This is a genomic window from Methylosinus sp. PW1, from assembly GCF_000745215.1.
Lineage (GTDB): Bacteria > Pseudomonadota > Alphaproteobacteria > Rhizobiales > Beijerinckiaceae > Methylosinus.
The window spans coordinates 1-15,045 of the sequence record NZ_JQNK01000006.1; the positions used below are offsets into that span (position 1 = coordinate 1).

The following is a 15,045-nucleotide window of genomic DNA, read 5'->3' on the forward strand; positions in this document are numbered from 1 at the left end:
AGCGAGCAAGGCGCGGCGACGGCGGCCGCCTATGTGCCGTTGAGCTTCGAGCCGGCGAAGCCTACCAGTTCGACTGGAGCCACGAGATCGTTGTGCTCGACGGCGTGACGACGACCGTGGAAGGTGGCGCACATGCGTCTGTGCCACAGCCGCATGCCTTTCGTTCGCGCCTATCCGCGTGAGACGCAGGAGATGGTTTTCGACGCGCATGATCGCGCCTTTACCTTCTTCAGGGGCGCCTGCACGCGCGGCATCTACGACAATATGAAGACGGCGGTGGAGACGATCTTCGTCGGCAAGGAGCGCAAGTTCAATCGTCGCTTCGCGCAAATGTGCAGCCATCATCTCGTCGAGCCGGTCGCCTGCACGCCAGCGTCCGGCTGGGAGAAAGGCCAGGTCGAAAATCAAGTCGGCCTGGCGCGGGAGCGGTTCTTCACGCCGCGCCTGCGGTTCAAGACCTACGACGATATGAACGCCTGGCTTCTCGATAAATGCGTCACCTACGCCAAGGCTCATCCGCATCCGGAAATCGCGGACAAGACGGTCTGGGAGGCATTCGAAGAAGAGCGCCCGAAGCTCGTTCCGCTGCGCGGGCGGTTCGACGGATTCCACGAGCTGACCGCGTCGGTGTCGAAGACTTGCCTCGTGCGCTTCGACAACAATAAATACTCGGTCAATGCGAGCGCCGTCGGCGCCCCGGTCGAGATCCACGCCTACGCCGACCGCATCGTCTTCCGCCAAAAAGGGCGGGTGGTCGCCGAACATGCTCGGGCCTTCGGGCGCGGCGCGACGATCTTCGATCCCTGGCATTATGTGCCAGTTCTCGCGCGCAAGCCCGGCGCGCTACGGAACGGCGCGCCGTTCAAGGACTGGGTGTTGCCGGGAGCGATCGAGCGCGTGCGGCGCAAGCTCGCCGGCAGCAATGATGGCGATCGACAGATGGTCAAGGTTCTGGCCGCCGTCGTCGAGGACGGATTGACCGCGGTGGAAGCCGCCTGCGCGGAGGCGCTCGGCCAAGGCGTCCATTCCGCCGACGTCATTCTCAACATTCTCGCCCGCCGGCGCGAGCCGCCGCCCCCGCCGACGATCCCGACGCCCGAGTCGTTGATGCTGCTGCACATGCCGCTCGCCGACTGCGCCCGCTATGATCAATTGAGGAGAACAGGCTGATGGAACGCACCAAGCTCTTCGATCTCATGGGAGAGCTCAAGCTCTTCGGCATGAGGAACGCCTATGACGAGGTGATGTCGAGTGGCATAAAGAGGCAGCATGAGCCGCCACGCATCGTCGGCGATCTTCTCGAGGCGGAAATCGCCGAAAAGCACGCGCGCTCCATCAAATATCAGATGACGATCGCCAAATTGCCGCTGGCGAAGGACTTCGACGGCTTCCAGTTCAACGGTACGCCGATCAATGAAGGGTTGGTGCGCGATCTCTCGAACGGCGGCTTCCTCGACCAACAACGTAATTGTGTTTTCGTCGGTGGAACCGGTACGGGGAAGAGCCATCTTTCGATAGCGATTGCAAGAAATTGCATTCGCGCTGGAAAACGCGGCCGCTTCTTCAACACCGTCGAACTCGTCACCAGGCTCGAGACCGAAGCGCGAGGAGGTCGTCAGGGACGCTTCGCGGAATATCTCACGAGAATGGACTTCATCATACTCGACGAGCTCGGCTACTTGCCCTTCGCGCAATCTGGCGGACAATTGCTCTTCCATCTGATCAGCCGGCTCTACGAACGCACCTCTATCATCATCACTACCAATCTCGCATTCGGCGAATGGCCGAGCGTGTTCGGCGACGCGAAAATGACCAGCGCGCTGCTCGATCGCCTCACCCACCATTGCGACATCGTCGAGACCGGCAACGAAAGCTGGCGCTTCAAGAACCGCGCCTGACGCTTCCCGATCACATCGCGAACCGAAACGCACTCGCCCCGGCTGCGCAACCCCGCCAGCTCCGCCGGGGCGAGCGCTCGCGTTCCGCCCTACGCCAAAAGGGGGTCAATTTTGAACGCCGATCGGGGGTCAATTTTCGATGCCGATTGACAGCCATATCCTCGAAACCGGAAACGACAGCTTCCGGTTCAAGGACAGCTCGGCGAAGGCGGACAAACCATCAAAGGAGTAGATCGAAACTTGACGACCGACTGACCCGCAAGCCATCTTCAACCCGGGTCAGTTCTCAATGGAAATCCTGGGTCAAATCTCGACGGAAATCGACAAGGCGCCTGCCCTTCGCGTGAAACTTGAAAGGCATGGTCCGCTCCCGTCGTAAAAACCGGAAGCATGTTTGCCCCAGCATTCCTTAAAATCCCGGATCACGGGGTATCCCTGCACCAAGCTCGCGCGATGAAGCGCCGGTCACTCCCGGCGCGTCGCGTCATAGGCGAGACGCGAGCGGGCCTCGCCCCAAGCGGTCGTGACGCGCCGCGCGATCCAGCGCGTCAGCCGGCCATGCTCGTCGCGCAGAAGCGAAGGCGTCCGGCGCAGGCGCACGCCTTCGCGCGGAACCTCCTCGTCGAAAAGGTCGAAAGGCTTCGGCGCGAGCATGCGTCCCCTCGCCTGATCTTCCTTCTCGAAGGTTCCCTTGCGCAGGAAGAACCCCCCGGCGCCGCCTTTGGGAACCGGAACCATCGGAATCCAGTAATCGGGCGGCAGGGTTTCGAGCGTCCAGGCGTAATCCGCGCCGGCTTGGGGTTTTGCGGGGAGCGGGAGCGCCGGCTCCTCGAGGCTGCGGTCGCGCGCGAGGCCGTCGGCGCCCTCGACGCTGCGCTCCACCGCCCAGACAACATTGGCCGTCTCGTCGCGCGCGAAGACGACCTCCTCGCGGGCCGGCCCCTCCAACGCCGCGCGCCCATTCGGCGGAATGACGAAGCAGGCCTCAATCCCGTTCGGCCCGGTCGTGCTGAAGAGCGCGAAGCTTCCTCGCCGTCCCTGATTGGACGCCGGCGCGACGTCAATCGTTTCGCCGAAAGTGGTGAGGTAGCTGACGCCCGTCACGCGCGCCAGGACGCCGCGCGGCAGGTCGATCGGCGCGATCAGCCAGTCATTGCCGTAGATCGTCGCGAATTCGAGAAAAGCGAGGCGCGCCAGATCGTTCGGCTGCACCTCGGTCACGCCGAAATTCACGAGGCCGTCCTCGAACTGCCACATGCGGTCGGCGGGCATGCCGGCGTAGCGCAACCGCGTCGCGTGGACATGCACTTCGTGGGTTTCGACCTTCGCATCGGCAGCGGCGACGCCAAGTCCGGCGCCCGATGCCAGATCGAGACTGTGCCAGTCGAAGGGGCCGCCGGAATGGCGAGGCGCTTCGAGCCGTCGCGCGTTGCCGCCCTCGCCCGCCTGCAAGGCGAAGCGATATTCCAGCCGTTCGGCGTGCCAGCTATCCGCGGCGCGGGACCGGCGCGAGACATTGCGGCGATACCATCCAAGCCAGCCCTTGGCGGCTTCCTGGACCTCGGCGGAGGCGCCTGCCATCCAGGCAGGCGTCCCGGCCTCAAGCCCCAGCGCCGCCGCTTCGGCGTCCGGCAGATGCCGGGCGATCATCAACCAGGTCGCGTCGGGCCGCTGCGCGGCGATATCCGCCGCATTCACATCGAAGGCGCAAGCGGCGAGAAGCGTCGCCTTGTCGCTCCAGCCGAGAGGCTCGAGCGACGCGATCAGCGCCGCGGCGGCCTCCGCGCTGTCGCGCAGACTGGGAGGCGCCCAGGGCTCGGCTTCGATTTCGGGCTCGAACGTCGCGCCCTCGGCCAGCGCGGCGGGCGCATTGCCCCGAGCCGCGTCGCCCTGGCGCAGGGCGCTGAGCCGCTGCGTCTCGGCCGAGAGGCGAACCGAAACCGGCGTTCCGCAATCCTCGCCATGAAACTCGCCCATCTGCCATTGCCGGCCGATCAGCCAGAGCGGATCGGAAATGCACGCAGCGATTCCCGGCCCCGGATTCCCCGATAGCGATTGCGGTTCGAGCCGCGTCCAGGCGGGCGGCTTCAGGAAAATATCTACGAGCGCCTTGGACGAGATCGACTTCTGCAAGAGCGCGTCATGGAGCGTGAGCTTCAGAGCCATTCACGCCTCCTTCGTCAGTGTGAAATTCTTCAGTCCTTCGACGCGCGCGGCGAGGCGCGCGTCGAGAATAATCTTTGACCAGTCGATCACCGTCTCGCCCTGCAAGGACCAGCTCTGCGTATAGATCGCCGGCAGAATGCGGGGCGCCGCCGGCAGCGTCTCCAGCGTCACCAGCCGGATACGCGCCATGTCGAGGAGGTCCGACAGGAAATCGCACAGCGAATCCTCGGTCCAGCGTTCGCCGTCGGGCGAAATCGCCAGCACGAGAGTCTGCGGCGGCTCGGCGCGCGGCGCATCGGCGTGAATCGCGACGCCGGCAGTCGTGCGGCTCGCCGCCGGACCGTTGGCCCCGACTGCTATGCGGCGCGGCATGATCTCCGTCCAGTCGTCGATCAGGAGCCCGGCGACGCCCTTGGCGAAATCGAGCCCCGCAGGCGCGTCGGCGAGAATGGACACGACGGCGCCCATGGGCGAGGGTCGGTCGGGCGGCAGACCGTCGCCGATCCAGTGGTCGGGCGGATCGTCGCCGGGAGCGCAAAGCTGGCGTATTGTCAGAGAGGGCCCGGCGCCGGCGACGCCGGAAAGGAGATTGAGCCGCTGGAAGACGCCGATCGGGGCGCGCACGCAGCCGACATCGGCGAGATAGCGTTCGGCCGCTCCCGGCGCAACCTCCGAAACGGCGCGCTCGCCGATGGCGTCGCCGGGGTTTGGCGGCGTGAAGACGTAAGGCAGCGGCAAGGGGAACCCCGAGCCGAACAGCGCCTCCGCCGCTTTGTCGAGCGTTGCGGGCGTCGCCGGCGCGGCGAGCGCCTCCTGCGCCCGAGTCAGTCGGCCCACGGCTTCGGCGACCGCGAGATGCGCCAGGTCGGCGGCCTGCTTGTCCGCGAGGTCGGGCAGGACGACGCCGAAATCGCCGAGATCGAGCAGCGCGGCCATCAGATCGGCGCGCGCCACATTCGCGCCCGACATGAGCGATTGCAGGCGCGTCAGCCGGGCCTGCAGCATGCCGCTGGCCGTCGAGAGACGCTGCTTCGCGGCCGCCACAGCGCCCGGGGCGGGCCCCCAGCCGTCGGTTCCGGGAATGCCGATATTGAACGACCCCAAGCTGCGCGCCCCGTCCAGAACCTGCTGCAGCGCAGCCCCAGTCAGAACGAGTTCCTCGAATGCTTTTGCGTCCTGGAACGCGGTCGAGGAATCGGCGAGCGGCGCGCGGGCGCGGATCGTCCGGTCGAGCATATTCGGGTGGCGGCAGAGGGCGACGAAATCCAGCGCTCCGAGCCCGGCGTCGGCCAGCTTCGCCTGCTTCTCGCCGCTCTTGCCCAGGATCACGCGTTTGGGGTCACCGAGGCGCCTGCCTGCCCAAGCCTCCAGCGCCGGATTGGAAAGGGCGCGCGGCGTCGCGGCGCTCCAGCCGCCTTTCTCCGTCTCCGTTGTCGCGACGATCACGCGATGCGTGACGACCGTGCCTGGTCCATGGCTCTGGATCACGGCGGGGTCGGCCGGCGGCGGCGCTTCGCCCCTTCCGCTCGCGTCAAGCACGGCGGAGGCGCGCGCCATGTTGCCCTGCGCGAGCTGATGGACCGATTCGGCGAGCAGCAGATCGGCCAGCGCGTCGGCGTCTTCCGCGGCGTTCGCGACGGCGGCCGTGACGGCCTCCATCTGCTCTTTCGTCGGCGGGTCCCAATGCACGTTGGGATCAAGATATTCGTTCCCTGTCGGCCGCGCCGCCAGCGCGTCGAAAACCCTCTTCGGCCCGCGCGCGGGATCGTTCCAGATGTCGAGCAGCCGCAGCATGTCCGTCACATTCGCCGCGGCCACGACCTGGGCGCTCTCCGGATCGGATGTCGGCGCGTCGGTGATGTTGAGCTTGCCGGCCACGAGCGGCGCCAGGCCGCGGAAGGTGAGGATGAAGCGGTCGCAATCCGCTTCGTGCAGCCGCCGTTCGAACTCATAGCCGAAGAGCGCGGCGAGCGGCTGACCGTTCGACACGCCTTCGAGGAGCCACAGGGCGCGCCGGACGCGGGCGCTGGAGAGGTCGATGGCGAAGGCGCCGCCCGTGCCGTCGGCGGGGTTGTGGGCGATATAGGCGCTGCGCAACAGGCCCGCCGTCGTGGCGAGCTCCAGCGCGGGCGCCGCGACGAAGCCGCCCTCGGGCAGTTTGCGATTTTGCGGGGCGAGATCGAAGAGCCAGCCGAAGGCGCCGACAGTCAGCCCTTTTGGCTGCGCCTGACGCAAGCGTGCTAGTCGCGCGGTGGAGAGGCCGCAGATCCAGGCGTCGAGCCGATGGCTCGCCGTGTCGAGCGTCTCCGCCACGAGCGCGGTGAGATCCGCCCCGCCCGGCGCGCGCGACAGGTCGATCAGCGTCTTCAAGCCTGCGGCCAGGTCAGCGAGTCGGCGTTTGTCTCGCAGCGCCGCAGCGACGGTCGCCGCGCCGAAGCGGTCGCGCTCGACCGTCGAGGTTGCCTCCACGGTCATCGCGGCGAAATCGCGCGCTCCGAGCGTAATCGGACGGAAGATGGGCGGCGGCGTCGCCCTCTCTTCGCCGACGACCTCCGTGACGTCGCCGATCAGCACGTCAAATTCGCCGACGCGGCCGGGGCCGTCCTGCATCACGGCGCCGATGACGCGCTCCGCGAGCGCGGGCTGGAGAGTTGCGGTCGCGCGCACAGCGTCCGGGAACAGCCGGCTCGGCGTCGCGGCGCTCTTGACGCGGTTCCAGCCCAGCGTGATCAACGCCTGGAACACGCTGGAGATCGCGCCGGGATTGCCGCCGCCGATCAGCGCCTCGGCGTAATCGGCGTCCCGGGCGGGGTCGGCGTAAGGCAGCATTACGGGGCGCGATTCGGCCGCGAGCGATCCGACGCCGTAAATGAAAGAAAATCCGCCGAGCGTCTCGGCGAGAAGCCGCGTGAGAAGGTCTTCGATGTCGGATGACTCCTTTCCGACCGATGTCGTCGCCTCGATCTTGTCGATGAACTCCTTCGACAGGCATTTGCGGGCGCGCACGCCCCAGGACAGCGGCGCGTGGCCATAGATCTCAAGCACCTTGGCCGCGCCGCCGCCGCTTTGAATTCGCGGCAGGCCGCCTGCGCCGTTGAGCCAGTTGGGCCAAGCGCGGCGCAGCAGCATCTCCAGTCCCGCCTCCGTCCCGCCGGCGCCGAGCGGCTTGAAGCGGCGGGCGAAACCCGCGAAGGGCAACAGGCCGTAGGGCTGGTCGCCGACCCGGATCGCCGGGAGAGCGCCGCGGCCGCGCACATAGGTCTGATGGAAGGCGCGCGCGTCCTCGATTACGAAGGGCGACAGCCCCTTTTCGTGCTGGTCCAGCGTCTCGAGAAAATAACCCCAGGTGGCGGGCCAGAGCGCCGCATTCATCGCCGCCGCGGCGCCCTGCTCGCGCAGCCCCGCATGTTCGACGCCGGCCAGCACGCCCGCGCTCACGCCCAACGCCGACGCCGTCACGGCGGCGTTCGCGTCAGTCGCCGGCGCGGGCGGCGTCAGGAGCACGGGCGCCGGATCGGACCAGCGCCGCCAGCCGGCGGCGCCGGCCTCGGTGTTGTTGGTCGGCGCGCCCTGCGGGATGAAATCCAGCCGCCCCTCGCCGTCATGCGCGGCGAGAAGCGCTTCCAACTCCGCCGCGGCGTCAGCCCCATTGCGGCTCAGGCTGACGCCATAGACGAAAAGCCGCTCAATCGGCGCATCGGAATCGAGCGGCAGCTCGATCGCCATGCCGGTGGCGAGGGCGCGGTCGTAATCGACGAGCCATTCGGTCCCTTCTAGCACTTTGAGTCCGTTCTGATCGACGAGCGCCGATCCGTCGTCCGCCAATAACCCGATCTTGAGATCGACGGCCACAGCGAGGCCTTGCGCGCGCAGTTGCTTGCCGGCCTGCCAAGCGGTGACGAGAAACCGGTCGGGCAACAAGCGCGGGCGCGACGCCGCGCGGGCGGCGGGCTTCGTCTCGGGAAAGATGGGCTGGGCGCCGGTTCCGCGCGCTTGCGGGTTGGTCGGACGCGTCGCCATGGCGGCCCAGCGCGCGCGATTGCGTCCCACGGCCTTCTTCAGTGCGGCCCATGGCGCGTCGACGCCATTGTCGTCCGGCGCGGCGAAGAGAGTCGACCAATAGGCGCGGGCGGCCTCCTCCTCCGTCTCGGTCAGGCCGGGATCGGTCCGGTCGACAAGGATGTCGTCCGGATAGATGCGAATCTTGAGGATGGGCGTTCCCGCGGCCGATATGCCGAAGCGCGTTTCGAGGCGGAGCGGCGTCAGCAGGAGCGGGACATCGGCGGGCGCGTCGAAAGGAATCTTCACGATTTCGTCGAGCCGCTGCCGCAACTGATCCGACAGGTCGATCTTCCCGCGCGTCGCGGCTTCGATCGCGCCGTCGGCGCTCTGTATGGCGCGGCGCGCCCTGTCCGCGGCCGGTTGGTCGCCGGATGCCCGCGCGGCGGCGAGCGCGGCCTCGCCGACCCGCTTTTGACCGCGCGCCGCGTTGAGCGCCTGTTCGACGCGGCTCAGCGCCAGCCGGGCGTCGACGGTTTTGGACTGGGCGGCGTTCAGGGCGGCGAGGTCGATCGGCGGCATGGCGGCCCCCCTTTTGGCGTCAGCGTTGAGTTCTGATCGAGCTGATCAGTCTGTCGGCGCGGAATGCGGCGCGCACCGGATTGGTCAAAAGCACCCGCGCGACCACGCCCGCATGGCCGGGCCATTGAACGGTCTGCGGATGGCTGTTGGGATCGCGGACAGGAAAGCTGCGGCTCGTGCTGAGGAAGCGGCCGGGCGGTATGGCGCCGAAGTCCGCCCAGTCGAGATTGTCGTGGTCGGTGGAGGGGCTAGGATTGGTTGCGAGGCCGAAGCGCGGCGCGGCCGGGTTTTGCGCTATCACGATCCACCAATTGCCGCCGCCGGTCACCTGTTCCGCCGTCAGGTCGAAGCCGACGAGCCGGTAGTCAGGATCGAGATGGATGTGGAAAAGAATCGCCGCTTCCGAGCCGGCGATGAACTGGGGCGGCCCGCTTGCATTCGACGCGCGCATCGCTGTGACGACCGTGTCGGGAAAGCGCCGGAAGAGCTCGGCCCGCGCCACCAGCGCCAGCGCCCCCGCGCCCGCCGCCTTGTCGCCGCCGATGGAGAAATGGCTGCCGAGCGGCTTCTTGTCGAACCGATGGATCGGATTCGTCAACTCGTCTTCGTCCGGGTCCCAGAAGCGCTTGAAATAGGTGCCGCGCTGGTCGGTCGGATAATCGCGCCACAACAGCTCGCGTCCCATCTCGTCCGAGGCGCCGATCAGGAACGCCTCGGCGAAAGCCGGATTGATCGATAGCAGCGTGATGAAATCGCGTTCGGGAATGAGGCCGAGGCCCGGCGCGATCCATTCGCGATCATAGTCTTCGAGCGCGGCGTACATGGGACGGTTGAAAACGGGCGCGGCCATGATCGGGGCAAGCCCGACGCGATCGAACCAGTCGGGCGCGACGCAGTCGGGCAGACGGACGAGGCGGCCCTTAAAGGCCGCCCTGGCGGTTTGCAAGGGGTCGATCTGCTTGAGCAGCGAAGGCTTCGTGACCGCGAGCGGGCCGAGATCGGTTCTCGCCGGGGGCGGCAGGGCGACGCCGGCGACGATGCCGGCCATGTCGGCGCGCACCTTGTCCATGCCCTGGGCGTTCAATTCCTTGATCACGTCGGTGACGCGGCGGGAAACGTCGGTTTCGAACCGCACCAGCGGCGCCTCGCGCGGCGGCGCTCCCGCCGGAGGCGCCTGAGGGCGATCAACGATGATCGGGCTGGCGCGCCGGCCGATGGCGACGGACGGCTCCGCAAGCTGCGGGACGACGCGAATCGTCGGCCGCGGCGTCGGCGCCGTGACCGACGGGCTCAGACCGGGACTGGTCAGCTCGATTCCGCCGAACCTCCGGACGGGCGTCGTCGGGCGGACCGCGCGCAGCCAATCCTGCTGGGGAGCGACGCGCTCGACCTTCGCCAGGCCGACCTTCGCTGCGTCGGAAACGCCGCTCTCCGCATTGGCAATGCCCACCATCACCTCCGCGGCCGCCCCGGCCTCGGCGAATCCCCCCGCGGCGCTCTGCGGGATGCGGGCTTCGATCTCTTCCAGCGCCTGTCGGCCAAAGATGTCGCCGGGCGGCTCGACTGGGCCGACCCAGGGCGAGCGGCCAAGCACGGTCACGGCGGCGCCGGCCTGGGCCAGCTTTTGCGCCTTTTCAGCCAGAACAGCTTGGGCCCGGTCGAGAGGCGCGCCGCTGACCTTGGCGATGACCTCCGGACTGAAGAATTTCCGTCCGGCTTCGGAGAGGCCGGAGATTCCGTCTGGATTGCCGTAGAGGCGGCGATGGTCTCGGAAGCCGCCTTCGGTCGCCACCATGCGGCTGGGACTTGTGCCCAGATCCTGGCGCCGGGCAAGCGGCCCGCTCGGGCGCGTCGCACGGCGAAAGCCGGCGTCGAGCGTCGATTGGGCCGTCCGGCTGTCGATGACCGCCGCGGCGACCGTGCGCGGCGCGCCGGCGTCCCGGATGCGCGCGTGGACATTTCGCGTCACCTGCATCAGCCGGCCGGGATCGAGCGGCTGGAGATGGCGCTTCATGATCGAGAGGTTCAGCACCTCGGCGAACTTCGCCCAGATGACGACCTGATTGGCGCGGCGGATGCCATCGACCTGCGCCCAGGCGGCCTGCATCAACTGCTCCTGGTCCTTCTGCACGACACGCGCGCCGAGGCCGGCGACGATGCGATGCAGGGGATTGGTGTTGATCTGTGTGAACCAGTCTGCGTCCGCCGTGGCGGCGGCGAAAGGGCCGAAGGGCGGCGAACCGAAGGCCGCCCCAAGCCGGTTGGCCGCCCGTTGATAACGCGCATAGAGCCGCGCGCCGACGCGCGGCAGATCGGGGTCGTCGGCATTGGCCTCGTCGAGGCGCTTTCGCAACGCGTCCCGGCGTTCGACCGGCCAAGGCGCGGGCGCCGCCGGGCCGTTGGCCGCGGGCGAGTAGAGCGCGCATTCCAGCACCTGGACGCCGCCGGCCTCGCCCCCAACCATGGCCGGAAGATCGCCGATCGACCCCGAGAGATCGATGAAGCGCCGCCCGATCGCCCAAGGCGCCGCAATCCCCTTGATGCGCTCGGCGAGCGCCCGGAAATCGCCGCCAGGCTTGGTGCGGAAGGCCCAGGAGTCATAGACCGGCAGCACGATGTCGGCGGCCTCGTCGCCGGGCGAACGCGTCCATGCCGGCGCCAACGTTCCCCCGCTCTGGCCGAGCCCCGCCTTTACGCCGCAATCGAAGGCCGGAACCAGGGCGGCGATGTAATCCACGCCCTGAGCCAGCCGGCGTGGGCAGAGGATGCGCGAAAGATTGGCCGGAGCGTGCTCGTCCGAGAGGCGGGTTTCGACCGTATCCGCTCCCGAGCCCCGCATTCGCGGATGCTCGCCGTCCAGCGCGACGCCCACGAGCTGCGCATGGCAGAAACGGGTGTGGTCGGTCAGTGGCTGCAACTGGCCCTTCTTCGTCCAGATCTGGTCGGGGCGTTCGTCCGCCGACGGCTCGATGCGCGAGACGGCCGCTTCGCAGACGATCAACGCCAGCCAGGGCTGGCACACGTCGCCCTGCGCCGGTGTCGGCGAGAAAAGCCAAGGGTAGTCGGGCCGGGCGAATTCGATATGCGCCAGATAGCCCTCCTCCGCCTCGAAGGTGTTGGGGGCTGGCTCGCGTCGGATAATCTGATCGACGTCTACGCCCGTCAGATCACCTGGGCCGATCAGAGTGAGTTCGTGGCCGACCTTCTCGCTCGCGGAGCCGTCATTCGAGTCCGCGACCTCGACGTCAATGGTGATGGTCGCGCGATTGCCGGGGGGCGACTTGGCGATCGCCGCCGCGAGCCCGTTCCTCACAAAGGGCAGGAACACGTAGTCGCCGAGATGGATGTTCTCCGGCGTGTAGGCGATCGCAGCAAGCGCCTGGGGCGAGACGAAAAAGGCCGCGCCGGCGCGCAGTTTGAGACTGTCGGCCATCACGCCAACCCCGCGGACAATGTGGTGAGTTCCACCCCGGCATGCGCGCCGAGCCTGACCAACTGGGCGGCGACGCTCGCTGGCAGCGCCCCGTCGGGATGCGACAGCGCGAGCGTCTCCGCCGACACGACCCGCACATCGCCGCGCGGCGTGACGATCTCCTCCGAGGGGCGCGGGCCGACGGGGATGTAGGGATTGCCCTTGAACTGGCGCGACTTGCCCGCCGCCGCGAGCAGCTTGCCGGCGCCGGCTTTGGGGTCGATCAGCCATTTGACCGTCAGGCCGTCGAAATTCTCGTTCGGGCAGACGGTGTTCCAGGCATAGCCGGCGTGCGTCGCATCCGAGAAGGCCGCGCCCCGCGCCGCGCCCATGCCGCAGCCGGAGTCGTGGTCTTCATATTCCGGCCGCGCCAGCACTTCCTGATCGGAAAGCTCCAGGAAATGGCCGGGCGGAAAATGGTCGACGAGCGGCCACACCGCGCCGGCGTTCGCGCCGTTGAGCCTGGGGGCGCGCAGATTGATGCGCTTGCGTTTGACCTTGCTCGAACCGATGCGGTCGATGTCGGTCTCGAGCGGCACGCTGATCTGGCGGAGCTCGATCTGACCGAGGGGATGATAAAGCTTCGCGTCGTCGGCCGGCGCCAGCCGTGCGATCGACTGCGCGTCGGGCGGCAATCGCGGACTCCAGGCCGCCTCGGCGCGCAGGGCCGCCGCAGCGACCGGTATGGGATCGATTTCCGGCGCGGGAGCCGGAGTCTTGTTCCCCCATTCGATGGGGCCGACGTCGACGGGCACGTCCCACCACAGGATTTCGACATCGGCGTGTCCCTCCAGCCGGAAGGGCTGATCGCCGGAGAGCTCGCCCCTGAAGGTTACGCCCGCCAGCGTTTCGCCGAAGGCAGAGACCTTGATTCCCGCATCGATGCGAATCACGAAATAGAAATACGGCGCCCATTTGAAGAGCGCGTCGAGCTGCAACCAAGCCTCCGCCTTGGCGGGAGAGAACTTTGCGATGAGCTCCACGCGTCCGCCGAACTGCACCGTATTGGAGGTGATGGCGACATAGGCGGTCGCCGAGAGCGACAGCCAGTCGACGGACGGCGTGAATTTCATGCCGACCGGCTGCATATCTCCGATCTGCTTCGGCGCCTCGTAGCCGGGGAAGAAGCCGCCCACCGAAAGGACGAAGGCGCCTTCCCCCGCCCACTGGATGAAGAGCGCGAGATCGCCCGTGATCTCGATCTTGAAGAGCTTCGATTTCGCAAGCGAGACCTTGAGAAAGAAATAGTCGGACGTGATCTCGCCCACCAGCTCCGCACGCAGATCGACGATGCGCAGATTTTCCTCGACGTCGGCGGAAGGTACGCCGATCTCGACCGCGCCGAGCAGTACGATCTTGGGGTCCGGCAAGGACAGCACGATCCCGAGCCGCGCCTTGACGAAACCCGCCTGCGAACCCCAACCCAGCTCGGCGATCGGCCCGACGACGAAGCCGTCCGCGCGCGGCGGAAAAATCCTGCCGAGCTGGTTCAGGATCTGCGGCGCCGCCGCAACCGGATCGGCGGGGAAGAGAAGCTGCCCGACGACGCCGTCCTTCAGGCCGTCGCGCAGGGCGTCGCTGTCGAGCGCCCGTTCGATCGCGAGAATGCCGCCGAGCCCGGAAAGCGTAAAGCCGAAGCCCAGTTCGATCTTCGGCGAGAAATGCACGCCGATGACGATGACCAGATTGAAGGGCTCGGTCCCCAGCAGGCCGATGGCGGTCACGCCGATCTTGACGAATTCGAGCTGGAAGACGCCGCCATATTCGCTCTTGACCTCGTCATAGCGCAGATAGCCGCCGCCGGTGACGACGGACGTCTTGAGACGCATGCCCGCGCCTGAAGGAATCTTCGGCTTGACCTCGGGATCGCCGCCGTCGACCCAGCGGATCGAAACGCCGCCGCCCTCGACCACCACGGCGAAAGCATCGCCCAGCTTTCCCGCGACGGTGACGGTTACGTTCACGCGGTTCTTGTTCTTCTCATTGTCTTGCGCGGGCTGCTCGATCCCGAATTCGCGCAGTTCGACTCCGGGATAGGAGAAGCGGACCGGCAGCGTGATCCGCTTGTCCTTGCCCGAGCCGAAGGTCAGTCCGTCATGCGTATCGAGCGTGATGGCCACCTGATCGGAATCGGCCGTCGGCTGCCGGCCCGGCATGATCTTTTCGAGGAGCTTGTCGCCCCTCAGTCCGGCCTTGAGATTCGTCTTGAGTTCGACGCCGGCCTTGACGTCGCTCTTGTAAGTGAAGAAGGCGACGAGCGAGCCGCCGTCAAAACCCAGCGGCGGAACCGAACCGGACCCGGCCGACGCAAAATCGACATGCAGCCGCTTTTCGTCGTAATTCCAGACGAGCTTGTCGCCCAACTTGTTGGAAGCGCTGTCGACGCTGAGCACGAGCTTGCAGAGCTTGTCAAAATTGGCGGTGACGGCGCCGCCTGCATTGTTGAGCAGCTTCTTGATCGGCGCGTTCATGCCGTTGATGTCGGCCTTGATCTGCGCCGCGGTCATCGACCCGTTCGCCTTCTCGGAGACTTTCTCGGCGATCTTGCCGATGGCGTTGTCATAGGCGACGAGCAGTTTGCCGAGCGCTGTAAGCGCCCGCATTGTCTCGCCCACGCCGAATGGGCTCGTGCCCAGCTCCGCCGCCATCTCCTGCACGGCGGCCTTGCCGTCGTTGATTTCCTTGTCGATCGCGCCCTTCAACGCCTTGCCGGCATTAGTGAGCTGCGTGACGTCGTCCTTGACCTGATCAAATGCGGTCTTTGTGCTGCCGGTCTTGCCGTCGGCGAGCGATGCGATGAGCTTGCCGCTATCGGAGAAGCTGTCGCCTACGAGGTCTGCCGCCCGTGTATGCGCGAAAGCGACGAACCCTTTGCCGAACGATGAAAAAATGTCTTCCGACACGACAGCCTCGTCACGGCGAGAGGGG

General features: G+C 67.1%; 5 protein-coding genes and 1 pseudogene. 2 read left to right on the forward strand and 4 right to left on the reverse strand.

Annotation, left to right across the window (positions count from 1 at the left end; genetic code table 11):
* Both istA and istB read left to right on the forward strand, forming a co-directional pair.
* A pseudogene (istA, locus tag K369_RS04270) lies at nt 1-1,237 on the forward strand (IS21 family transposase); the annotation flags it as partial.
* On the forward strand, nt 1,170-1,898 hold the full coding sequence (gene istB / locus K369_RS04275) for an IS21-like element helper ATPase IstB (protein WP_024882319.1): 729 nt from the start codon (nt 1,170-1,172) through the stop codon (nt 1,896-1,898). The pseudogene istA and the gene istB, both read left to right, overlap by 68 nt.
* A 465-nt stretch (nt 1,899-2,363) precedes the next feature.
* On the opposite strand, the gene K369_RS04280 is transcribed toward istB, so the two are convergent.
* From K369_RS04280 to K369_RS04295, 4 genes are read right to left on the reverse strand one after another with little or no spacing between them, the layout of a single operon-like run.
* Nucleotides 2,364-4,064, reverse strand: coding sequence for a hypothetical protein (locus K369_RS04280; RefSeq protein ID WP_036288305.1), 1,701 nt, complete (start codon nt 4,062-4,064; stop codon nt 2,364-2,366).
* Nucleotides 4,065-8,645, reverse strand: coding sequence for a hypothetical protein (locus K369_RS04285; protein WP_036288310.1), 4,581 nt, complete (start codon nt 8,643-8,645; stop codon nt 4,065-4,067).
* Between the two features lie 19 nt (nt 8,646-8,664).
* Entirely contained in the window at nt 8,665-12,078 is a 3,414-nt protein-coding gene (locus tag K369_RS04290; protein WP_036288313.1) for a hypothetical protein, read from the reverse strand.
* Nucleotides 12,078-15,020, reverse strand: coding sequence for a DUF6603 domain-containing protein (locus tag K369_RS04295; RefSeq protein ID WP_036288316.1), 2,943 nt, complete (start codon nt 15,018-15,020; stop codon nt 12,078-12,080). Before K369_RS04295 ends, K369_RS04290 begins: the two co-directional genes overlap by 1 nt.
* Nucleotides 15,021-15,045 lie beyond the last annotated feature (25 nt).

What these genes read in the sequence shown, in the direction of transcription:
- K369_RS04290 (WP_036288313.1), bottom strand. Translation starts at nt 12,078, where the DNA reads ATGGCCGACAGTCTCAAACTGCGCGCCGGCGCGGCCTTTTTCGTCTCG.
- K369_RS04280 (WP_036288305.1), bottom strand. Translation starts at nt 4,064, where the DNA reads ATGGCTCTGAAGCTCACGCTCCATGACGCGCTCTTGCAGAAGTCGATC.
- K369_RS04285 (WP_036288310.1), bottom strand. Translation starts at nt 8,645, where the DNA reads ATGCCGCCGATCGACCTCGCCGCCCTGAACGCCGCCCAGTCCAAAACC.
- istB (WP_024882319.1), top strand. Translation starts at nt 1,170, where the DNA reads ATGGAACGCACCAAGCTCTTCGATCTCATGGGAGAGCTCAAGCTCTTC.